The 22,451-nt window shown below is 65.8% G+C and carries 20 protein-coding genes and 1 pseudogene; 7 read left to right on the top strand and 14 right to left on the bottom strand.

What is annotated here, in order from left to right:
• Nucleotides 1–158: 158 nt before the first annotated feature.
• Nucleotides 159–422: pseudogene (locus tag BLV94_RS52085) on the bottom strand (DUF202 domain-containing protein); the annotation flags it as partial.
• Nucleotides 423–629: 207 nt separating this feature from the next.
• Here BLV94_RS52085 and BLV94_RS52080 point away from each other — a divergent pair.
• The 4 genes from BLV94_RS52080 (at nt 630) to BLV94_RS08785 (ending at nt 3,226) form a co-directional block, all read left to right on the top strand.
• A complete protein-coding gene (locus BLV94_RS52080) occupies nt 630–1,202 on the top strand; it encodes a hypothetical protein (protein WP_143051385.1) in 573 nt (190 codons plus the stop codon).
• Between the two features lie 240 nt (nt 1,203–1,442).
• Nucleotides 1,443–2,063 carry a short chain dehydrogenase gene (locus BLV94_RS08795; protein WP_341866454.1) on the top strand — a complete coding sequence of 207 codons (621 nt, stop codon included), beginning with the start codon at nt 1,443–1,445 and terminating at the stop codon, nt 2,061–2,063.
• Complete coding sequence (locus BLV94_RS08790) at nt 2,050–2,484, top strand: WhiB family transcriptional regulator (RefSeq protein WP_083395537.1); 435 nt, start codon at nt 2,050–2,052, stop codon at nt 2,482–2,484. The genes BLV94_RS08795 and BLV94_RS08790 overlap by 14 nt, the downstream gene beginning before the upstream one ends.
• Nucleotides 2,485–2,569: 85 nt before the next feature.
• Nucleotides 2,570–3,226, top strand: coding sequence for a GntR family transcriptional regulator (locus BLV94_RS08785; protein WP_208613699.1), 657 nt, complete (start codon nt 2,570–2,572; stop codon nt 3,224–3,226).
• 13 nt (nt 3,227–3,239) lie between these two features.
• Here the strand turns inward: BLV94_RS08785 and BLV94_RS08780 are convergent, their stop codons facing one another.
• Nucleotides 3,240–3,935 (bottom strand): response regulator transcription factor, encoded by a 696-nt coding sequence (locus BLV94_RS08780; RefSeq protein ID WP_241031572.1) that lies wholly within the window; start codon nt 3,933–3,935, stop codon nt 3,240–3,242.
• Between the two features lie 297 nt (nt 3,936–4,232).
• Between BLV94_RS08780 and BLV94_RS08775 the strand changes: the two genes are divergently transcribed.
• On the top strand, nt 4,233–5,111 hold the full coding sequence (locus BLV94_RS08775) for a dihydrodipicolinate synthase family protein (RefSeq protein WP_072948722.1): 879 nt from the start codon (nt 4,233–4,235) through the stop codon (nt 5,109–5,111).
• 467 nt (nt 5,112–5,578) lie between these two features.
• Here BLV94_RS08775 and BLV94_RS08770 read toward each other — a convergent pair whose 3' ends face one another.
• The 8 genes from BLV94_RS08770 to BLV94_RS08735 all read right to left on the bottom strand — a co-directional run bounded on the left by BLV94_RS08770 (nt 5,579) and on the right by BLV94_RS08735 (nt 14,963).
• Entirely contained in the window at nt 5,579–7,114 is a 1,536-nt protein-coding gene (locus BLV94_RS08770; protein WP_072948724.1) for an APC family permease, read from the bottom strand.
• Nucleotides 7,115–7,355: 241 nt separating this feature from the next.
• Nucleotides 7,356–8,402, bottom strand: coding sequence for a proline racemase family protein (locus tag BLV94_RS08765; protein WP_072948726.1), 1,047 nt, complete (start codon nt 8,400–8,402; stop codon nt 7,356–7,358).
• A gap of 72 nt (nt 8,403–8,474) precedes the next feature.
• Nucleotides 8,475–9,971, bottom strand: a complete 1,497-nt coding sequence (locus BLV94_RS08760) for a gamma-aminobutyraldehyde dehydrogenase (protein ID WP_072948729.1) — start codon at nt 9,969–9,971, stop codon at nt 8,475–8,477.
• 59 nt (nt 9,972–10,030) lie between these two features.
• Entirely contained in the window at nt 10,031–11,512 is a 1,482-nt protein-coding gene (locus BLV94_RS08755; RefSeq protein WP_083395536.1) for an aldehyde dehydrogenase family protein, read from the bottom strand.
• A gap of 43 nt (nt 11,513–11,555) precedes the next feature.
• Nucleotides 11,556–11,981 (bottom strand): hypothetical protein, encoded by a 426-nt coding sequence (locus BLV94_RS08750; protein ID WP_072948731.1) that lies wholly within the window; start codon nt 11,979–11,981, stop codon nt 11,556–11,558.
• Nucleotides 11,978–13,618: a GMC family oxidoreductase gene (locus BLV94_RS08745; protein ID WP_072948733.1), complete on the bottom strand. Its 1,641-nt coding sequence runs from the start codon at nt 13,616–13,618 to the stop codon at nt 11,978–11,980. Before BLV94_RS08745 ends, BLV94_RS08750 begins: the two co-directional genes overlap by 4 nt.
• 212 nt (nt 13,619–13,830) lie before the next feature.
• Entirely contained in the window at nt 13,831–14,535 is a 705-nt protein-coding gene (locus tag BLV94_RS08740; RefSeq protein WP_241031573.1) for a FadR/GntR family transcriptional regulator, read from the bottom strand.
• A gap of 155 nt (nt 14,536–14,690) precedes the next feature.
• Entirely contained in the window at nt 14,691–14,963 is a 273-nt protein-coding gene (locus BLV94_RS08735) for a hypothetical protein (protein WP_083395535.1), read from the bottom strand.
• Between the two features lie 59 nt (nt 14,964–15,022).
• Here BLV94_RS08735 and BLV94_RS08730 point away from each other — a divergent pair, with 59 nt between their 5' ends.
• Nucleotides 15,023–15,439 carry a pyridoxamine 5'-phosphate oxidase family protein gene (locus BLV94_RS08730; protein ID WP_072948734.1) on the top strand — a complete coding sequence of 139 codons (417 nt, stop codon included), beginning with the start codon at nt 15,023–15,025 and terminating at the stop codon, nt 15,437–15,439.
• Nucleotides 15,440–15,515: 76 nt separating this feature from the next.
• On the opposite strand, the gene BLV94_RS08725 is transcribed toward BLV94_RS08730, so the two are convergent.
• A complete protein-coding gene (locus BLV94_RS08725; RefSeq protein WP_072948736.1) occupies nt 15,516–16,301 on the bottom strand; it encodes an SDR family NAD(P)-dependent oxidoreductase in 786 nt (261 codons plus the stop codon).
• Nucleotides 16,302–16,933: 632 nt separating this feature from the next.
• Between BLV94_RS08725 and BLV94_RS48645 the strand changes: the two genes are divergently transcribed.
• Nucleotides 16,934–17,134: a hypothetical protein gene (locus BLV94_RS48645; protein ID WP_143051384.1), complete on the top strand. Its 201-nt coding sequence runs from the start codon at nt 16,934–16,936 to the stop codon at nt 17,132–17,134.
• 1,353 nt (nt 17,135–18,487) lie between these two features.
• Here the strand turns inward: BLV94_RS48645 and BLV94_RS08715 are convergent.
• The 3 genes from BLV94_RS08715 to BLV94_RS08705 form a co-directional block, all read right to left on the bottom strand.
• Complete coding sequence (locus tag BLV94_RS08715) at nt 18,488–19,198, bottom strand: substrate-binding periplasmic protein (RefSeq protein WP_072948738.1); 711 nt, start codon at nt 19,196–19,198, stop codon at nt 18,488–18,490.
• Between the two features lie 75 nt (nt 19,199–19,273).
• The gene (locus BLV94_RS08710; protein WP_072948739.1) at nt 19,274–20,689 is read right to left on the bottom strand and encodes a glutamine synthetase family protein; all 1,416 of its coding nucleotides are present in this window, start codon (nt 20,687–20,689) and stop codon (nt 19,274–19,276) included.
• Nucleotides 20,690–20,937: 248 nt separating this feature from the next.
• Complete coding sequence (locus BLV94_RS08705) at nt 20,938–22,368, bottom strand: aldehyde dehydrogenase family protein (protein ID WP_072948740.1); 1,431 nt, start codon at nt 22,366–22,368, stop codon at nt 20,938–20,940.
• Between the last annotated feature and the right edge of the window lie 83 nt (nt 22,369–22,451).

The raw sequence follows: 22,451 nt of genomic DNA, 5'->3' as shown, positions 1-22,451 counted from the left end.
TCCAAGGTCGCCTTCACGGGATTGCTGTCCAGGAGGACCGCGGGCGGTCCACTCCGAGACGAGAGGATCACCCTCGACGTGTGTGGGGTGGGGCGCAAGGTCTGCTGTGACTGTCAGTGCCGCTTCACGTTTACCGAAGGCTTGGAGGCATGCGCTCTTCAGTGAGCGGCGAGGGCTAGTGCCTCGACGGCGGCGAGAAGTGCCGTGGCAGACGATAATGCCAGTGTCGCTCGGCCGCGACGGGGCCGTCGGGAGCGGCCCTGAGACTCGCAGAATGCGCAGAGACTGAGTGTGATGGCGAGAGCGAGGATGGCGAAGGCGAGGAACCCGAGGCGGCCGAAAGTCAGTCGATCGAGGCTGGCACCTCCGGCGGCGATGGCGAGGGCAGTGCGTTGCCAGGCGAGGAAGGTAGGTTCGTTCGCGAAGCTGAAGCGTTATTCGGGCTCTTTGGCGGATTGGACGTATACCCATTTGGGCCAGCGCTTCTGGAGTTGCGTCACGAGCAAGCCTCTCTGATCAAGTGGCGACACAGAACACCCGGTCGGGGTGTCTGTGGAGCGGATTGACGCGAGAACCGTCCGCTCCATCGTCATGACCCGATAGTCCGGTTTCGTTTTTCTCTCGTCGCGATGCTGGACGCCGAGTGTGCAAACGCGCAGATACTCAAAGATGTTGCGGCCGAAATATTGTGGCGGCATCCTGACCATGCGATCATCACCAGTTTTTCAGGGCTCGCCGATGTTACCGGTGCCCGGGTGCTGGCCGAGATCGGCGACGACCGCGGCCGCTCCGCCCGGCGCACGTGGGCTGAAGGCGTATGCCGGGTCGGCACCGGTCGCTCGTGCATCGGGGCGCAGCATCGCAGTCACTCGCCGCCACGTGAAGAACAACCGGTTCGCCGTTCTCAGGTTCGTCTGGCATTCGTCGCCGCCGGCCGGGAATGCCGGCCCGCGCGCACTACCTTGCCCGGCGTGACCGTGGTGATCGCCACGCGGCTGCACTGTTCAACCGCATGCTCGGTCAACTTCATTGCTGCCTGCAAACCGGTCGGATGTACGACGCGAGCACAGCATTTCCCTGCCCGCGAGCACGCCGAACGCGCCTTCTGCGACATCGGTGCGGCCCGGTCGAGGTCGCCCGCCACCGGCGGGCCCGCCCCGGCTCCCCGCAGATCATCCTTGACTCTCATGAGCCGTCGATGAGAATTCGCCGGATGGCTCTGCCGGTCTGTCGGGGTGACTGCTGCAAAAGATACTCGCTGTAGGAGCACGTCCGCCGAGAATCTCGTGCAGGTGAAGGCAGGATCAGTCGTGGCGAGGCGCAAGGGAGGCCCGCGGCCTGTCGCGTTGTCGCGAACGCTTGTCCAGGCGACTTCTCCGCGCGCAGAGAGCGTGTGGAACCCGGAGACTAAAAGGACATGTTGAAGTACCATTAATGGCGAAATGAACTTCGATTCGGGAGATGGAATGCGGATTCTCGTTGCGGGCGGTACCGGCAAGGTCGGCGCGGCCGTCGTCGAAGCGCTGAGGGGCAAGCACGAGGTGCTGGTGGCCTCTCGGACGAGTGAGTATCGGGTGGACGTCGGTGACGGAGCATCGATTGATCGCCTGTTCGGTCAGGTCGGCACCGTCGACGCGGTGGTCAGTGTGTTGGGATCGACGCCGTTTCCGCAGTTCACGGACCTGACGACGGACCACTTCCGGGCCGGTATCGCGAACAAGTTGCTCGGACAGATCGACCTGGTGCTGCGCGGTCGTCCGTTCGTCGCCGACGGCGGATCGTTCACGCTGGTATCGGGCATTCTCGCCCGCGAGCCCATCCGTTCCGGAGCCGTAGCATCGACTGTCAACGGAGGGCTCGAGTCCTTTGTGCGCGCGGCAGCGACGGAACTGCCGCGGGGCATCCGCATCAACGCGGTCAGCCCGACGGTGGTCACAGAAGCCCTCGACGTGTATGGCGATTTCTTTCCCGGATTCGCGCCGGTGCCGGCCGCAGATGTTGCCCGGGCGTTCGTGAAGTCGGTGGAAGGTGTTCATACGGGGCGCATCTATGAACTCGACTGAGCTGCGGACCCGGCGCGTCGCGTCGTATCGCCAAAGGTCGGACGGTTCGAGTGTGGGTGCGGGGCATGGCGGGACGGTGCGAGCCGGTGGGCAATCGATCGACCGACACCCGCCGGTCCCGGTGTCCGGCGAAGCGGATCAGGGCAACGCCGAGTGGCAGCAGTTCTCGGCGTGCCGCGGTTCGAATACCGAGTTGTTCTACCCTCGAGACGGTGAAGCGCAGCATGTTCGGCTGAGGCGTGAACGAACCGCGAAGCAGCTGTGTGACGCCTGCCCGGTGGCGCGTCATTGCGCGGATTACGCGTTGATGAGCAAGGAGCGGCACGGTATCTGGGGTGGCATGACCGCTCAGGAACGACGCAACCATGAACGGCGCGCGCGTTTCGCGGTGGCGCGGAATTCTCGGCCGGTCTCGCTCTGATCGGCCGGTCGGGGCATTGTTGTATCCGGGACATCGGTAGCAAGGAGGTTGTATGCCGGAACACTGTGAGGCTGCTCTCCTGCCGGTGGCCTCGACCACACGTCGCGATGGTGTGATCGCGCAGATCAAACGCGCCATCGTGCTCGGTTCGCTGCAGCCCGGGGAGAAGCTCACCGAGGCGCGACTCTCCTCCGAATTGAACGTGAGTCGTCCGACCGTCCGGGAGGCGCTGGGTCAGCTGGCGCAGGAGGGCCTGCTCGTCCAGGAGCCCTATCGCGGGTTGCGGGTGGCGTCGCTCGACGATGCGGCACTGCTCGATATCGCGGAAACGCGGATGGCGCTCGACATGCAGGCGGTGTCGGCGATCTTGGCCGATGCGTCCGGGCATCGGATGGAACTCGTCCTGCAGGCCTGGCGCGACTTCGACGCCCGCGCATTCGATCCCGATCCGCTCGTCTATCACGAAGCCCACCTGGCGTTTCATCGAAGTATCTGGGCGGCGTCGGAAAACTACCTGCTGATGCGGCTGTGGCCGGTCACGGAAGCGCATATCACCATTGCGCTGCTGCACGACCAGTACACGCGCGCCGATCCCGCGCGCGCCCACGCGGTGCATGCCGCGTTGATCGAGGCTTTCGAGACCTGTGACCTGGAGCAGATTCGTGCCGCCTTCACGGTGCACACGATCGGCAGTGCGCGAGAGCTGGTCGCTCTGCTGGCCGCGCGTCGCGCCGCGACCTGACGATGGCTCCGTCTCACGCCCGAAAGACGTAACCGATCCCCCGGACGGTGTGGATCAGTCGTCCGGCTCCGGTGGCCTCGAGTTTGCCGCGTAGCGAACTGAGACACACGTTCAGCACGTTCGACCGTGCTGCCATCGACACCGGCACCGCCCAGACGGTGCGGAGGAGATCTTCGCGGGAAACGACGCGCCCGGCCTCCTTGGCGAGGACGACCAGGACATCGAATTCCTGTCGGCTCACCTCGACCCATTGGCCGTGGGAGTACACCGTTCTCCCGGTCAGGCTAATGGTCATCGCGGGGAAGACGAGGTCCTCGATCGGTGTCCAGCGCGCACGACGAAGGACGGCGCGGAACCGTGCTGCGAGTTCGGGCACGGTGCAGGGCATCACCACGTGGTCGTCAGCGCCGGCATCGAGGATGGCGATGCGGTCGGCGCTCGACGCCGTGCTGCTGATGACACAAATTCCCGCACCGACTCCGTCGAGTCGCTGCCGTTGAACCGTGGACGCGATCTTTGCCCCTTCGCGTTGGAAATAGGCGATCAAATCGGGGCGCAGTGCGTTGAGCCTGCTCGGTGTCAGGTCGCCTTGGTCGGTGGTGGAAACGCGAAGACCGTGGGTGCCGAGCTTGCTCAGCAGGGTCGGCGATCCGAGGCCTACCAGCAGTACCGAGGGTTGTGTGAGCTCATCTGACGCGAGGCAGGTCACGGATCCGATCCTCTTCGGGAAGCACCAACGGCGATGACATCTGCAGCGGCATGCTGCAACACATCTCGCGAAGAAGGTCTCGGCACAGCACCGCCCAGGAAGGTGAGAAAGGTCCACCTGCGGTCACATTCATCTACGAACTCCGGATTGATCGGGGGCCCTGTGGCGCCCTGGGGACGTGCCAGTCCGTCGGCGACACTTCCCGGCTTCATCGTTACCCCGATTACATCCCATGCTTGCCGTGTTTGGCAAGTTTCACTTACCATTAATGGGTCACTTGCTCCCCAGGAGGTATCCATGTCAAAAGTTCTCAAGGGCGTCTACTCGGCGGTCGCCACTCCCTTCACCCGGGATCAGCAGATCGACGAGGCCGGTCTGCGCCGGTTGGTCGACCGCACCATCGAATCCGGGATTCACGGGCTCGTTCCGCTGGGGTCGACGGGTGAGTTCTTCGCCCTGAGCCGCGGCGAACGCGAATGCGCCCTGGAGGTGGTGCTCGAGCAGACCGCAGGACGGGTGCCGGTGGTACCGCACACCGGGGCTACCAGCACCGCCGAGGCGATCGCGCTGTCCCAGCACGCGGAGAAGGCGGGCGCGACCGCGCTGATGCTGGTGGCGCCGTACTACGAGCCGTTCAGCATCGACGAGGTCAAGAGCTACTACAAGGACGTCGCCGGATCGGTGTCGATCCCCGTGATGGCCTACAACCTGCCGGCCGCGACCGGCGTGAACCTGACCCCGCAGATCCTCGGTGACCTGATCGACGAGGTTCCCAACGTCAAGTACGTCAAGGACACCAGCGGTGACTTCACCGCCGCGGCGCAGCTCATCCACGAGTTCGGTGACAAGGTCTCGGTGTTCGTCGGCTGGGACACCCTCTTCTACGCCGCCCTGCTCGAGGGTGCCGCCGGTTCGGTCATCGGCGCGGCGAACGTGGTGCCGCGTCAGCTGGTCGATGTGTACGACGCCATCGCGGCGAGTGACCTCGAGCTGGCTCGCAAGCTGTGGGCCAAGCTGTTCCCGGTGATGAGCACCCTCGTCAGCGGTGGATACACCGCGGCCGTCAAGGCCGGGATGGAGCTGGTCGGACACCCCGCCGGCCCGCAGCGGGCGCCCGGTGCCGCCCTGGCCGGCCCGCGCCTCCGCGAGCTCGAAAAGGCCCTCGCGGCACTGTAAACGGGGACGCACCGTCCCGCCCACAACGATGATCGCCGGCCCCGTCTCGGGGCCGGCGATCATCGTTGTGGGCGGGCTTTTTTCGACTCGGGAGGTCGCATCGGCCACGCCGAGACCGGCAGATGCAGGGCGTCCTTCTGGGCCGCGTCGTAGCTGGATCACGCTGTCGGCGATCAGGTCTCGCACTTGCCATACCGACTGGAACCGAGTGCGTTTTTCCATCATCGGGCGCGGGGCGGGGCTGTCGATGACGAGGTGCGTCCACCGATTGCCTCGGGACCGGTCGTGCGCCATGTGCGTCGAGCGAGCCCGCGCCGCAGGTGCTCGACGCGGCGGCCTCGCGACAGCTCCCCCCGGGATGTGCGTCAAGAGGTGTGCACTGATGCACGGCAGAACGGCGGGGGACGAAGTCGTGACTTCGTCCCCCGCCGTCGGGATTTCGGATTAGTGGCCGTCGCGGTCCGGTCTCACGCGCGGCCGGCGCGGAGCCGTTCGGCGACCTCGATGGCATCACCTTCGGGTGCGGTGGAGTCTGCGCCCGGCTTTGCGATCACCAGGTAGAGGAACCCGGCGACGGTGATGATGGAGAACCCGATCAGCGCGATCCAGCGGTCGACGAACGGGAGGCTCTCGTCGCCGCTGGGCCGGGCCAGGATGATCATGGCGATGATGCCGTAGACCAGGGCGGCGATGTTGACGGCGACGCCGAGTTTGCCGAGGGTCCACGGACCGCCGGGCTTCCAGCCCTTGAATCGCATCCGCAGCGCGGCGAGGACCACCATCTGGAAGGCGAAGTAGGCGGCGATGACCTGGAATGCGGCGATCCGGAACAGGGAGTCGGGGAAGAAGTACACGAAGACGGTGAGCAGCACCGGTGCAACGTTGATGCCCAGCAGGGCGTTGACCGGGATGTGGCTCGACGAAGTGCGGGCGAAGAAGTGGCTGCCGGGGAACATGTCGTCGCGGGCGAATGAGTACACCAGGCGGCTGACGGCAGTCTGCTGGCCCATGACACCGGCGAGGAAGGAGGTCAGTGCGATGACGAGGAACGCCTTGGAACCGACCGTGCCGAGGCTGCCCTGCAGGATCGTCGGGATGGGGTTGGCGTCCTCCCCGGCCACGACGGCTGCCAGATCCGGGCAGGCGAGGACGAATCCGGAGAAGGCGAGCAGGGCGGCACCGCCGCCGACGAGAACCGTCAACGCCATCGCGCGGGGTATGGCGCGGGCCGGGTTGGGGGTCTCCTCGGCGACCTCGCCGCAGGCCTCGAAGCCGTAGAACATGTACAGGCCCACCAGTGATGCCCCGATGAAGGCGTAGATGTAGCTCTGCCCGCCACCGGCGCCCATGGTGTCGAAGAAGACCGAGAAGGGCTGCTTGCGCTGGAAGATGAGCAGGTACAGGCCGATCGCGACGACGCCGATGAGTTCGGCGGTCAGGCCGACGACGGAGATCCGGGCGAGGGTCTTGGTGCCGGTCAGGTTGAACAGCAGGCAGACGGTCAGCACCGACAGGGTGATGATCAGTTTCTGCAGTCCCGTGGCCGAGACCGACGGCTCGTCCGCGGTGCCGAATAGCAAACTTGCGATGAAGTCGGAGCTGAACATGGCGGTGGTGGTGATGCCGATGGTGATGGCGCAGATGTAGACCCACGACATCAGCCAGGCGTACTGGCCGTTCCAGAGCCGGCGCGCCCATTGATACAGGCCGCCCGCGAGCGGGAACTGGGAGACGACCTCACCGAAGACCAGTGCGACCAGCAGCTGTCCGAAGCCGACGATGAAGATCCAGAACACCGCCGGCGGTCCGGCAGTGGAGATTCCCAGCGCGAAGATCGAGACCACGCCGACCATCGGGGACAGGTAGATGAAGCCGAGGGCGAAGTTCGCCCACAGGTTCATCTTGCGCTCGAACTTCGGTTCGTAACCGAGGGCGCGGAGATGCTCGTCATCTCCATGGGGGGCGACTTCGCGGCTGTTACCCGTATCGCGCGTCTCTAGCATGTTTCCTCCGGGGATGGGGACCGACCGAGTGAATCGAAGATCGACGCAGTGTGCGGATCGACTTCAACTCGACCTCTCAGTGATGCATGTCACTGTGCCATTAAGGTTAATTCAACTGGCCATTTTTGGCAATACGTTGCGGTAAACATTGTGTGACAGGGGTGGGGCTGCGAGAGAGCGAGACTGCACGCTCCCAAATGTGGGGGCGTGCAGTCTCGTTCGGTGTTCTGTGTTCGTTTGTTCAGAGCGCAGTGAGCCAGGTGTCGCCCAGGGTGTATCCGTTCGGGAAGGGATCGCTGGGGTCGAGTCCGAGCTGGGTGGTGCCGGTGATCCAGGCCCGTCCGGCGACGCTGGGGATGACCGCGTCGTACCCGCCGATGGTGGTCACGGACTCCACGCGGGAGTCGAACTTGGTGCCGATCAGCGATTCGTGGACGAACCGCTCGCCGACGGCGAGGTCGCCGCGGGCGTGCAGGACCGCCACTCGTGCCGAGGTGCCGGTGCCGCACGGGGACCGGTCGATCCGGCCGGGGGAGACGACGACGGCGTTCTTCGACGTCAGATACTCGCCGCTCTCGTCGGTCTGTCGGGACAGCTGCCCGGTGAAGACCGTCTGGGTGATGCCGGGGATCTCCGGGTTTTCGGGGTGCTTGACCTCGTACTGTTCGGCGCCGGCCTTCTTGATGCGCTGGCCGAGTTCGCACAGGGCGCGGGCCTCGGAGGGCACCAGGTCGAAACCTGCTTCGGCGGCGTCGACGACGACGTAAGTCATTCCGCCGTAGGCGATGTCGACGGTGAGCTTGCCCAGATCGGGGACTTCGAGGGGCACCTGGGTGTGGTAGACGAAGGCCGGCTGGTTGGTGAGCCGAACGTTTTCGACCTTGCCGTCCTTACATTCGCACTGCACCTTGATCAGGCCGGCCGGGGACTCGAGGACCACCTCGGTGACCGGCTCGGTCATCGGCAGCATCCCCGTCTCGAGCAGCACGGTTGCCACGCACATGGTGTTCGACCCGGACATCGCCGGGTACTCCGTCGACTCGAGGATGACGTAGCCGAGGGGGGCGTCGGGGTGGTTGGACGGCAGGATGATGTTGGCGTTCTGCACCGCCGCACCGCGGGGCTCGAACAGGATCAGCTGGCGGATCTGATCGAGGTTCTCCTCGAGGTAGACGCGCTTGTCGAACATCGTCTGGCCGGGAACGTCGCCGATGCCCCCGACGACGACGTTGCCGACCTCGCCTTCCGCGTGGCAGTTGACCACATTGAGTACGCGGCTGAATCGCATTGTTCGCTCTCTTCTTTCGGCGCTACCGACGCGCGCTGATGTTGTCTTTCGGTGTCCGGTGGGCAGACGGACTTACCGGTCACCGAAGATCGTCCGGTGCCAGTCCTTGCGGGCGACGCCGGTGATATCCGACATCACATGCTTGATGTTGGTGTACTCGTCGAGCGAGTAGGTCGACATGTCCTTGCCGTAGCCGGACTGCTTGTATCCGCCGTGCGGCATCTCGCTGATGATCGGGATGTGGTCGTTGACCCACACGCACCCGGCGGCGATATCGCGGGTGGCGCGTTGCGCCCGGTACAGGTCCCGGGTCCACGCCGACGCGGCCAGACCGAACGGGGTGTCGTTGGCCAGCGCGATGCCCTCGTCGTCGTGATCGAAGGGGAGCACGACCAGGACCGGGCCGAAGATCTCCTGCTGCACGATCTCGCTGTCCTGCGCGGCGCCGACGACCAGGGTGGGCTCGTAGTAGAAGCCGTCGGCGAGGTCGCCACCCGGGATTGTTCCGCCCCGTACGATCGTGGCACCGCCGGCGCGGGCGCGGTCGACAAACCCTGCGACGTGCTCCTGCTGGCGGCGCGAGACCAGCGGCCCCTGATCGGTGGCCGGATCGGAGGTCGGCCCCAGCCGGACGGTGTCCATCACGGCAGCGACACCGTCGACGAACCGGTCGAACAGCGGACGCTGCACGTACGCGCGGGTCGCGGCGGTGCAGTCCTGGCCGGTGTTGATCAGCGACGCGGCCACCGCCCCCTGAATGGCGGCCTCGAGGTCGGCGTCGTCGAAGACGACGAACGGGGCCTTGCCGCCCAGTTCCAGGTGCAGTCGCTTGCCGGCCGCGGCGGCGGCGATGCTGTGTCCGACCGGGGTGGAGCCGGTGAACGAGACCATGCTGACATTGCGGTGGGTCACCAGGGCGCTGCCGGCGGTGGTGCCCTTGCCGGTGATCACGTTGATCACGCCGTCCGGAATCCCGGCGCGGGTGGCGGCCTCGGCGAACAGCAACGAGGTCAGCGGGGTGATCTCGGCGGGTTTGAGGACGATGGTGTTTCCGGCGGCCACCGCGGGCAGGATCTTCCACGCGGCCATCTGCAGCGGGTAGTTCCACGGGGCGATCGATCCGACGACGCCGATCGGTTCGCGGCGGATGCTCGAGGTGTGATCGCCCGAGTACTCGCCCGAGGCTTTGCCCTCGAGGTTGCGTGCCGCGCCGGCGAAGAAGGTGACGTTGTCGATGCTGCCCGGCACGTCGAACTCGGTGGTCAGCTTGATCGGTTTACCGGCCTGCGCCGACTCGACGGTCGCGAGCTGATCGGCGATCGTCTCGAGTTCGCGGGCCCACCGGGTCATCACCTCGGAGCGGTGGGCCGGGGTGGCGCCGGCCCAGTCCGGTAGGGCGCCGGCGGCGGCGGTGACGGCGTCGTCGACGTCCTCGGTCGACGCGAGGGGGCCGGTGACGACGGTCCGACCGGTGGACGGGTCGAGTACGTCGAACGTGTCGGCGGACTTGCCGTCACGGTAGCGGCCACCGATGTACTGCGCGGGGCGGTCCCAGATATGTTGCGCCACAGTGATTCCTTCGTTCTTCCGGACAGGGGAGGGGTGGGGTCGGGGTCGCGGTGGGCCGGTCAGCGGTTGTCCACCATGACGTGCTTGAGGCGGGTGTACTCGAGCAGTCCGGCCTCGGCGTTCTCGGTGCCGATGCCCGAGGCCCCGAATCCGCTGACGGGCAGGTCCGCGGCGAAGACCAGGTGGTTGTTGACCCACACGGTGCCGAAGTTCAGGGCGTTCTGGACGCGGGTGGCGGTGCCGACGTTGCTGGTGAACACCGACGACGCCAGTCCGTACCGGGTGCCGTTGGCCAGCGCGATCGCCTGCTCTTCGGTCTCGAAGGTCTGCACGGTGAACACCGGGCCGAAGATTTCCTCCTGGACCAGTTCTTCGTCATCGGCGACTCCGACGACGATCGTCGGGGGGAAGAAGAACCCGTCACCCTCGCAGTTCTCGCCGCCCGCGACCACGCGGGCGCCGGAGGTGCGGGCCTCGATCTTGGCGAGTACCCGGTCGCGCTGCTGGGCGGAGTTCAGGGGCCCGATGGTGGTGGTGGGGTCGAGGACGTCGCCGAGCTTTTCGCGGCTGCACCGCGCCTTCAGTCCGTCGACGAATGCATCCAGCAGGGACGCGTGCACGATGACCCGGCTTGCGGACATGCACTCCTGGCCGGTGTTGTACAGCCCGCCGATCGCGATCGCGTCGAGCGCGGATTCGAGGTCGGCGTCGCCGAACACGATGACCGGGGAGTTGCCGCCGAGCTCCATGATGGCCTTCTTGACGCCGTCGGCGGCCGCGATTCCGACCTTGCGGCCCGTCTCGATGGAACCGGTGAACGAGACCACGTCGACCTTCGGGTGCCGGGCGAGGGCGTCACCGGCGACGGCGCCGGTGCCGAAGACCACGTTGAACACCCCGTCCGGGAGAACGCGGGCGACGATCTCGGCGAGCCACGCGGTCGAGTACGGAGTGGTCTCGGCGGGCTTGAGGACGTACGTGTTGCCGGTGGCGAGGGCCGGGAACACCTTGGCGACCGCCTGCAGCAGCGGGTAGTTCCACGGTGTGATGCCGGCGGCGACGCCGACCGGTTCGCGGCGCATGATCGAGGAGACACCCTCGAGGTAGTCACCACTGGAGGGGGCCGGCAGGGTGCGGGCGGCGCCTGCGAAGAACCGCATCGCGTCGATCACCCCGGGCAGTTCCTCGTCCCGGACCGCGGTGATCGGCTTGCCTGCATCGACTGCCTCGATGATCGAGATTTCCTCGAGCAGTTCCTCGGTCAGGGTGGCGATGTCGAGCAGGAACTTCGAGCGGGCCGCGGGGGTGAGGGCCGCCCACCCGGGCTGCGCGGTGCGGGCGGCGGCCACCGCAGCGTCGATGTCGGCAGCGGACGAGGCCGGGACCGTGCCGATTTCGCGGCCGGTGGACGGGTCGAGCACCGTGATGGTGTCGGGCGAGCTCGACGGGGTCCAGCGACCGTCGATGAAGTTGCCGGTCACTCGTCCGGCGAGCGTGCGCAGCACCGAACGCTGATCGGATCCGATCGTGGAGAGGGTCATGGGTGAGGTCCTTTTCTTTTCAGGCAGGTCTGGGGTGACGGGGCTATCGAGGTGTCGGTCGGTAGGAGCCGGGGTAGTTCATCGCTGCCTCGAAGACCTCGTCGGAGAGTTCCTCGGCGGCGTCCTCCAGGCGCGGCGGGTTGCGGTGCTGACCGGGGTAGCCGATCAGCTCTCGGACCGCGGGCACGAGGTAGTAGGCGCCACTGACCGCGGTCGCCAGCACCTCGAACCGCGCCCGGTCGCTCTCGTGCAGGTCGATGACTGCCGGTTCGAGGTCGGGGACCGTCTCCAGTTGTGTCAGCTCCGTCTGCAGCGCACCGACCAGGTCCGCGCGTGCGGTCAGGGCCCGCTCGAGCCAGATCCCGTCGGGGTCGGCGTCGCGGAGGCCGGGCCGGGTCGCCGTGGCGGGGATGAGGACGTCGGCGACGCGCCAGAGCGTCTGCCGTTCCTGCTCGCTCAGGTGTGTCATTCGGAAATCTCCTGCCAGCGTGCGTTGTTCGTGAGGTGTTCGGCGGCACGCAGCGCTAGTGCCGTGATGGTCGCGGTCGGGTTGACCGCACCCGAGGTGGGCATCACGCTGCCGTCGACGATCGCCAGGTTCGGCACGTCGTGCGCGATGTTCCACTCGTTGACCACCGACGTGGCGGGATCGGTGCCCATCGTGGCCGTGCCCAGCAGATGTCCGGGCTGCTCCGGCCACAGGTCGGTCGCCACCGTGCGGACCGCTCCGGCGGCCTCATGCGCCTCGACGGCGCGTTCGAGATTGAACTGCAGAAGCTTCTTGGTGTTCTCCGACAACCGGTAGCGCACACGGGGAGCCGGGATGCCGTTCGAGTCGGTGAGCGTCGGGTCGAGATCGACGTGGTTGCTCTCCTCCGGCATGTCCTGCGAGTTGATGCCCCACTGCAGGCCCCGGCCGAGCGTTTCGTCCATACGGTCGTGCACCGCCGGCCCCCATTTCTCGGCGAACGGACGCCGGTCGTGCAGCGACAGTGCGCGCAGCGGCCCGCCGATGGGCATGACCTGCCACTTCGCGCCGCCGACGAAGCCGCGGGATGCGTCGGTCTCGTAGAACTCGAGCGAGTGAATGGCCTGCCCGGCCGGTCCCAGCCAGCTGTCGAGCGGCTCGTCATAGATGCCGGTGACCTCTGCGTTGGGATGCAGCATCAGCCGCTTGCCGACTAGACCGGACGAGTTCGCCAGCCCGTTCGGGGCGCCGCCGTGCGCGGAGAGCAGCAACAGTCGTGGGGTGCCGATACCGTTCGCGGCGACGACGACAAGTCGGGCCTTCTGCCGGTGTTCGCGGCCGGCGGCGTCGACGTAGACGGCGCCGTCCGCGCGCCCCTCGGCGTCGACGGTGATGGTGGAGACCCGGGCGCCGGTGATCAGCCGGGCGCCGTGCCGGATGGCGGTCGGCCAGTGGGTGAGATCGAAGGACGACTTCGCCCCCTCCGGACAACCGGTCTCACAGGTGCCCCACCGGGCGCAGCGCGCGAACTCACCATGCTTCTGGGAGGCAATCGCGTTGGGGGAGGGCCACCAGTGCCAGCCCAGCTTGTTCATCCCGCGAGCCGCGATCCGCCCGATCTTGCCGATCGGATGCGGCGGCAGCGGCGGCACCATCCCGTCGGGGTACATCGGGTCGCCCTCGAGTCCGGCGAGGCCGACGGCGGCGTCCATCCGGTCGTAGTACGGGGCGAGGTCCTCGTAGGTGATCGGCCAGTCGTCGGCGACACCGTTGAGGGTCTTGACCCGAAAGTCGGAGGGCAGCAGGCGCATCCAGTGCGCGCTGTAGATCAGCGTGCTGCCACCGACGCCCGCGAACATCACCGGAGAGACGTCCGACTCGGACACGTTCGTCGGATAGTCCTCGGCGTTGCCGCGCACGTTCGGTTCGGGGTACCACTGCTTCTGCGCCAGCAACTCCCATTCCGGCTTGACGGCAGGAAACTCGCCGCTATTGACCCAGCGGCCCTGCTCCAGGCAGACCACCGTGAACCCGTGCCGGGCCATGTGCTCGGCCACGACACCGCCGGATGGGCCGGCGCCGATGATCAGGACATCCGCCCGATCCGAAGGTGTAGGTGTCCCATCGCCGATTGTCATCGGGATATCTCCTCCCGGCCACGCGGGCCTTGGGTCGTACCGGAGCGGCAACCGCAGGTCGCGCATTCGCTCGTCAGTTCACTCACGCGGCGCCGAGACGCCGATCACACCTAAGAGGATAATTAACTTGGCCATTTTTGGCAAGATAGATGCAACTGAGGCGGATGATCGTCAGATCATCCGCCTCAGGAAAGGGAAAAAGGGGGAGTGGGTCAGTGGACGCCGGCGGTGAGGAAGGCCGGCAGCTGCCGGTGCGGGGTGCGCTGGAGGACGTCCGCGACGATGCTCTCGAAATGGCCGAGATGCCGGTACATCTCCTGCTCGATCTCCACTGGGTCGCCCCGCTTGAGCGCTGCCAGCGTCGCTTCGTGCAACTCCACCCCGCATTCGTAGTCTTCCGGGGTGCGCAGCATCATGTCGTGGACGGGGGCGAGCTCCTTTTCGAGTCCCTTCATCATCGCCTCGAGGGACGGGTTGCCCGCGGCGCGCCAGATGGTCCGGTGGAACAGCAGTTCGGCCTGAGCTGCCCGGCTGAGGTTGTCCTTGTGGGCGCGCAGTAGATCAATCGAGTGCTGCATCAGCTGGTAGTGCTCGTCCGTAGCGCGCACGGCGGCCAGTTGCGCCACGCGCGGCTCGAGGGTCTTGCGCGCCTCCAGGATGCGGAAGATCTCGTCCGCCTGGAGAGGGTTGGCCTCCGGCAAATTCTCGAGGCCCTCGGGAATCCAGATCGAGATCACCTCGGGGTTGCCGTGCCGGCCCGGGCGGCTGCGGAGGATGCCCGCCTCGACGAGCTTGGAGATCGCGCTGCTGACCGTCGGACGCGAGACGTCCATCTGTGCGGCGAGCACCCGCTCCCCGGGGAGGACATCGCCTTCGCGCAGCTCACCGGACTTGATGCGGTCGATGATCTGGTGCATGACGTCACCGCCCGCGCTTCGGCTCCGTACCGGCCTGAAGTCCCTCACCATTGCCTCCTCGTGCGTTGCCGTGCCCGCTCCATTACATGGTAAGACATCTGCCAAATATGGCCAGTCATTGTGTCCGCTGAAGATGTGGATCGGTTGCGGTCCCGCTACGGGGGTGACGCCCCCGCCAGCACCGCGATCGCGCTGGTGGTGAGACCGAGGGTTGCGACGAGGATGCCGAGGAGGGCCCACAGCGACGCGGACTCGTCATCATTTGCGGAGTGGGCTGCGGTGCCCAGAAGGCCGGCGGCGAGTCCACCGACCCCCAGGACGACGCCGACTCCCGGCATCCAGAACGTCACGACGGACAGCATGCCGAACACCATCGCGACAACGGGGAGCAGTGAGGTGCCCATGCGCTGCGGTTGTTCCACCATCATATGTGTAAGGTAAATGAAACTATCCTTTAATGGAATAGGAGAGCGATGTCTAACTTTGGATGGATGCCGAGGAACGGCGTCGGTTCCTCAGCGAGAAGCACGTGGCGGTGATTGCTGTCGCCCGAGACGGCGCGGCGACCCTGGCGGTGCCAGTCTGGTACCGACTCGACGAGTCGGGGGACCTCCTGGTGTGGACAGAACGCGGAACCGTCAAGGAACGACTGGTCCGCGCAAGCGGTCGCCTCAGCCTGGTCGTCCAGGACGAAAAGCCGCCGTATCGATACGTCAGCGCCGAGGGACCGGCCACGATCGTCGACGCAACGACACGCGAGGATGTCCGCCCGATCGCGCACCGGTATCTCGGGCCCGACGAGGCCGAGGCCTACCTTGCAGAGTCGTACAACGACAAGGCCGTACTGCTCCGAATGAGCCCGATTACCTGGCACACCGCCGACTACAGCAAGCCCACCTCTTGACGGGGCCGGAGCGGGATCCGCACTCACAAACGTAGAAACAGCTCCACGGTAGAACAGCTCCCTATATGCCGCGGGGTCAGTTCGTGTACAGCGCCGCGCCGAGTCCGCCGTCGACGACGATGGCCGCACCGTTGACGAACGACGCGTCGTCCGAGACGAGGAACCGCACCACATTGGCGACTTCCGCGGGTTCGGCGATCCGCTCCACTGGATAGGCGGAGGCAATTTCCTGCCGTGCCAGCTCAGGGTCGGCATGGGCAGCAAAGTACTGCTGGACCATCGGGGTGTTCATGTCACCGGGAAGCACTGCGTTGGCGCGGATTCCGGCGCGCGCCAGTTGGCGCGTGACGGCGATACTGCGAGTGAGTCCGAGAACCGCATGCTTGCTGGCGGTATATGCGGTCAGCATCGGGTCTGCGCTCACCGACAGGACGGAGGCGATGTTGACGATGCTTCCTCCGCGTCCGTGTCGCAGCATCGCGGCTGCGGCATGTTTGCACACCCAGAAGGGGCCGCGCACGTTCGTCAGATCGACGGCGTCCCAGTCCTCGTTTGTGGTCTCCAGAAAGTTCCGTTCGATCTGACGTCCGGCATTGTTGACCACGAAGTCGAGCGTTCCGAAGCTGGTCTCGACCTGTGTGAGGGCGTCGACCACGCTCGGTTCGTCCGTGACATCGGCCTGTAAGGCGACGACGGTCCCTTGCAGACCCCGGGCCATTCGCGCGGTTTCCTGCAAGGTGTCGGCGTTGCGGCTCAGGGCGATGACATTGGCGCCGTGGGCGGCCAGCGCCAGCACTGTTGCCCGGCCGAGACCACCGGAAGCGCCGGTGACGAGTCCGGATTTAGCTGTGCAAGAGAGCATGTGGCTCCTCAACTAGGGCGAGATCGCGACTGACGGGCCCATTGCGAGATATCCCGCTCCGGGCGCGTGACTGCGAGACACGGCGACCAAACCCAGGGTCATCGACACCGGGCACTCGTCGGGTTCCGCGAATGACTCGGTTCGGGATTCGCTGACTGGGATGGGAAGAATGGTTGTTGCCCGAAAACCTACCGTGGCAAGCGGCCGATGGCCCAGGTTTGCGCAACCTATTTATGTCCCGCTTATCTCCCGTTACAGAAGTGCCCACACTTGATCCTGCGAAGATTCGACGCTGACGTGACCATCTCCGCGTCAGTGATGAGTTGTGCTGTGTGACCGTGAAAAGCGCGTCTGCGTCATTTCAGAACGATCGTCACCACGTTGGGCACACAAGGGCATCAGTGGCCTGCTCGCCGTTCAGGCGCTCGGCGACACCATCGGCAAGCCGCGCCATCTCATCGCCGACCGCGCCTACAACTACGTCACCAACGACACGTTCGCCCTGCCCGTCTGGGAGCTCGGCTACACCACCATCTACGACCTGCACCGCTCCAGCGCTCGCGGCACACACCCCGGCCCCGGGAGTAGCGACACCACGATGGACGTCGGCGTGCGTGCGCGACTCGCACAGCATGCCGACGACATCCCGCACACCGGGCACCCCGTGCGGCTGCGGGTGCACCATCACATTGTCCGACGCGGACTACCCGGACCTGCGGATGCCGTTCCAGCGCGGCACCCTCGTATGGGAGGCGTCGTATCACCGCAGGGTCGGGATCGAGAGCCTGTTCGCCGACCTCAAACGCAACCGCCTCACCGCGGATACTGGCTGAACATCCTCAATCTTCACGACTGGGTCACCCGGCGGGAGGTTCTCGATTCCTGGGGTCGGTTCCTCGACGAACCCGAACCCGAACGCCGACCTCGACGGCGGCGGCGCAGCACCCACTCCGCCACGCGCTACGCAGCATCTCTGGCCGCCACGGGACCGGGCAGATGACTGCTCCGCCCCGCCGCCGGAATGCACGGATCCCGGTAGCCGACCTCGACCACCCACCGAAAATGACCGGTTATCAGGCACGGGTTCGCCAGATTCACCGCCCCACAGCGCCGAACATCGGGCACACCGACCGAAGATCCGCTCGAAACGGGCATCACAGCGTCGAATGCGCAGAAATAGGGGTCCGAATCCGATCCCGGGCCAAAATTGGATGAGAGGCGCGCGCTCGAGCCTGCTGCCGCTACCGTCGATACGGGCCACGCTTCGCCAAGAGGCCGTCACGCCGACGTTGCGCATCAGATGCACCTTCCTGACGTGACTTGGAAGATACTTGCGTCAGTCGGTCGAGCAAGAGGCGGCTCAGCCCAGTTCGCTCCATCCCAGTCGCCGGCGGAAGCGCATCTCATTCGGTGCCAGGCCGGCATCGATCGAGGATCATCTCTCGAAACCGGCTCGAGATGATCGGTGACATGTGGATGATGTCGAATTAGGATGTGGGATAACATTGTTAGATGTCGAGATCGCGTCTACTACGGTCACCGCAGCGCCCGCCGTAGCGACTCGTCTGAGACTCACGCACGGGGGTGGCAGGGTCCTTGCTTGCTGCGTTGCGTGGCATGTGCTTATCGGATCGTTGGGCGTGCGAAGTAGGCAGTGTGTATTCGGCAGGCGATACTGGGATCGCAGTCTGACAGGTATGTCGCCTGTCGGAGGGCTTCGGAGAAGCGGGCTGCGGTCATCCCGAACTGAACCATGATTTCATCCGCCGGCGGGCCTCCGTACGGGAGCCAGGTCAATGCAAGGCGAATCAGCTGGTCGGCCTCTCGCGGTATGCGGGAGTGTTTTTCCGTGCGGAGTTTGTCGCGCAGACGTTGTCTGCGGGGGAGTCGGTACGCTGCGGGGTGCTCGTCGTCGGCGGCGGTTGTGTCGGCGAGATGGCTTCTGCTGGATTTGGGGTCGGGACGGAAGTTGCGGGTCTTGGTGGGCGGTTCAGGCATGGGAAACCAGCTGTCTCGGGAGTGTGTTCATTCGAAGTGCGCGGGATCGGCCGGCGCCGGTCGCTACAGTCGGGCGGCGGTCAGCTTGTGGCCGGTCGGGGCGGCGGCCGCCGCCCCGGTGCAGATGTCGGCGTCCGCCGCCCGCCTTCACGGGCGGTTGATACCGTGCCGGGAGGGCGACGGCAGCTTCACAAGGGGAATGCTTTGTTGGGGAAGGTGTTGTTCCAGATTTCGGCGAGCGTGCCGTCTGCGATCAGATGCTGGATCGCCCCGTTCAGACTGTTGCGCAAAGCATCTGAATCCTTGCGCACCGCAATGCCGTACGGGTTTCCTGTGGGTGCGATGAATGCGACCCGCAGCTTGCCGGTGGCTTCGAGTGCCGGTAGGACGATTTCGTCGTCGACGAACGCATCGATGGTGCCGTCGATGGCGGCGTCGGCCATTTCGTGGAATGCATCGTCACCGGAACCGAATTGGACGACCTCGGCGCCGGCGAATGATGCTGCCAGTGCAATGTTGGTGGTGCCCGTGATGGCTCCGACCTTGCGGCCGACGAGGTCGGCGGCCGAGCGGACGGGGCTGTCGCTCCGGACGACCACTCCCTCGTCGAACCGTCCGTAGGGGATGGTGAAGTCGACAATCTTCTCGCGGTCGGCAGTGATGGCCTGGTTACACAAGATTGCATCGCACCGCCGTTCGGTCAGGGTCGGCACGAAATCGGACCACCGACGTACGTCGACCCACTGCAGGTCGAGGCCCAGGTAGTCGGCCAGCGCACGGCCGAGGTCGGGTTCGTAGCCGACTCGCACGCCATCGACGACCGATGTCATTGGGGGAGCGGCGATGTCCGTCGAGCACAGGACGAGAGTTCCGGATTGAATGAGTTCGAGATCGCTCACGGTAAGGATCCTTCTGAAGGTGATACCGGCATGGAGGATCGGACCCCGCCCTGGGGCGGGGTCCGACATGATGAGTTACGGGGTGTAACGCAGGTAGGTGTTGAAGTCCCAGTCGGTGATCGCGCCCGAGCGCCGGTTGCATTCGTCACGCTTGCAAGAGGTGAAGGTGTCGTAGAGCGACCCGGGCAGAACGGAGCGGACCGCCTTGTCTTCCTCGAGGGCGTCGAGGGCTTCGGACAACGTCAGCGGCGGCGGCGCGAAGGTTGAGGGAGCATCGTCGCCGGAGGGTGCGTAGGCGTTGCCGAGTTCGGGTTTGCCGGGGTCGACGTTGCGACGGATGCCATCGGCCATCGCGCCGATCAGCGCGGCGTGGGACAGATAGGGATTGACGGCTGCGTCGGGGGACCGGACTTCGACGCGTCCGGGCAGCACGCGATAGTTGGTCGTGCGGTTGTCGTATCCCCAGTTGGTGACCGCCGGGGCGAACAGTCCAACGTCCCAGAAGCGGGCATAGGAGTTGGTCGTCGACGCGAACACCGCGGTCATTCCGCGGGTGTGCTCGAGCAGGCCGCCGAGCGCGTGGCGTCCCAGTTCGGTGAGATCGTCGTCGTCCGCGAACACGTTTTCCTCGCCCCGCCACAGGCTCGCATGGTGGTGGCAGCCGTTGGCCATGATTCCGGGGACCGGCTTGGGCATGAAGGTGGCCAGAACACCGAACTCCTTGGCCACCGCCATGCAGATTTGCCGGTAGGTGATCAGTCGGTCGGCCGTCGCGAGGGCGTTGTCGTAGAGGAAATTGCACTCGAGCTGACCAGGGTCTTCGTAGTCGGACTGGATCATCTCGAAGCCCAGTTCCTGAGCGTACTGCGTGATGCGCTTGAGGATCGGCATCATTTCCGCGATGTGCTCGAGGTGGTAGGACGGGCCCACCCACTCGGGGAAGAAGGAGGCGGAGCGGTCGATGGCGTCCGGACCGCTGAACCAGCTCATCTCCGGTTCGCACCCGGTCCGGAGTTCGAGCCCCGTCTCTTCCCGGAAGGCGGCGATGACGCGCTTGAGGTTGCCGCGAGCGTCGGCCTCCTCCGGCTCTCCAGGCCCGACCTCCTCACGCAGCGAGCGGTAGTGGTCGCAGAACACTCGTGCCACGCTCCGGTCCCACGGCAGGATCTGCGCCGTGCCCAGGTCGGGCACCAGCAAGCCCTCCCGGGTGCTGATACCACCTGGTCCGAGCAGCTCACCGGCCAGGCTCGCCTGCAGGCCGCCGGCGGCGGCGTAGCCGAACGGCACGCCCTTGCGGGCCGCAGTGTCGAGGAAGTATTTGGCCGGCATCACCTTTCCGAGGACGCGGCCCTGCACACTCACGTACTGGCAATGCACGTGCGTGACACCGCGTTCGTCGAACAGCTGCCGACACCGATCCAGTTCGGATTCGCGGGCGGGATCGCTGAGCGCCAGCTCGAGTGGGGTCGTGTGTTCGCGGGGGGTGGGCATACTTTGGCCTCCGGGTCTCAAAGATAGTGTGCTGCGCCGCACCCCATCAAGAGGATTCGGTCGATGGTGCGTGCGGCACGGGAACCCAGGGTCGAACCCTGGGTGGTTAATTTAACATCTGACATTAGATGTTAGGCTTTTGTTTCCTGTTTCGCAAGCCCCGAGTGCCCGTGCATTCGGCATCGAGACCGGTCTGTACGAATGTTCCGGCGCCGCGAGTGCTGCGCCGGGACATCGGGTCTCAGGGCTCAACCGTGCTTGATCCACAGGTGTTTGACCTGGGTGAACTCGTCGATGCCGTAGCTCGAGCCTTCGATGCCGTAGCCGGAGTCCTTGAGCCCGCCGTGCGGCATCTCGGGAAGCATCGACAGGTGGTCGTTCATCCAGACGGTGCCGCATTCGAGGCGCGGGGCGGTGTTCATCGCCCGGTTCAGGTCGCGGGTCCACAGCGACGCGGCCAGCCCGAAGGGGGTGCCGTTCGCCCATTCGACCGCCTGGGCGTCGGTGTCGAACGGTTGCACGGTCACGACCGGCCCGAAGATCTCCTCCTGAACGATCGTGTCACCCTGCTCGACGCCGGTGATCACTGTCGGGGTAACGAAATTGCTGTCGGTGTCCGGGTCGAGGTGCCCGGTCAGGATCTTCGCGTTCTGGGCGCTGTGGATGTAGTCGACAACCCGGTCGCGGTGCCCGCGATAGGCGAGCGGCCCCATCTCGATGTGCTCGCCCTCCTCGGGTGCGCCAACTTGGACCGACTCGAACGCGGGCACGAGGCGATCGAGAAAATCGTCGTAGCAGGACTTCGCCACCAGAAGCCGCGACGCGGACAGGCAGACCTGGCCGGAATTGACCGTGGCGGCATGACGAATGCCGGCGACCACCGCATCGAGATCGGCGTCACCGAACACGATGGCGGGACAGTTCCCCCCCAACTCGAGATGCACCCTTTTGAGGGTGTGGGCCGCCGCGGCGGCCACCGCCTTTCCGGTGGCGACGGCGCCGGTGACCGACACCATGCGAATCTTGGGATGCTGGGAGAGCGCGGAGCCGACCGGATCGCCCTGTCCGGTAATGACGTTGAGGACTCCGGGCGGCAGGATCGGGGCCGCCAGGTCGGCGAGGGCCAGTGCCGTCAACGGGGTCTGCTCGGCGGGTTTGAGCACGCACACGTTACCCGCGGCGAGTGCGGCACCGGTCTTCCAGATCGCACCCATCAGTGGGAAGTTCCACGCCGTGATCAGGCCTACCGCCCCGACGGGTTCCCGGCGCACAATCGAGGTGGCACCCCGGCGGAATTCATTGGACGCCAGTCCTTCTGAGCTGCGTATCGCACCTGCGAAGAAGCGCAGGCCGTCGATCGCCTCGTCGACCTCGCCGCGGGCATTCAGGATGGGCTTGCCTACATTCGCCGATTCGAGATCGGCCAACTCGCTCCTGTGTGCGGCCATCGCGTCGGCGAGGGCGAAGAGGTACTCCGAGCGCTCCCGCGGGGTCGTCTCCCGCCAGGTCTGCCAGCCGGTTTCGGCGGCCTCGACCGCGTGGTCGACGTCGACGCGGGAACTCGCTGCCACCTCGCCGAGGACCGTGCCCGTTGCCGGATTCGTGATCGGCGCTCGTGCGCCGTCGGCGGGGTCGACCCACTGTCCGCCGATGAAGTTCCGGCTGCGTATCTGCTTCATGAGGTCGCTCCTTCGTTGACATTCATATATCTAACCTATAATGTCAGAGGTTAGAAGGCAAGATTCCCCGAGACTGAGTCAGA

Origin of the sequence: Rhodococcus koreensis (assembly GCF_900105905.1) — a bacterium.
In the GTDB taxonomy this organism is placed as follows: Bacteria; Actinomycetota; Actinomycetes; order Mycobacteriales; family Mycobacteriaceae; genus Rhodococcus_F; species Rhodococcus_F koreensis.
This window is presented reverse-complemented; position numbering and strand designations above follow the sequence as displayed.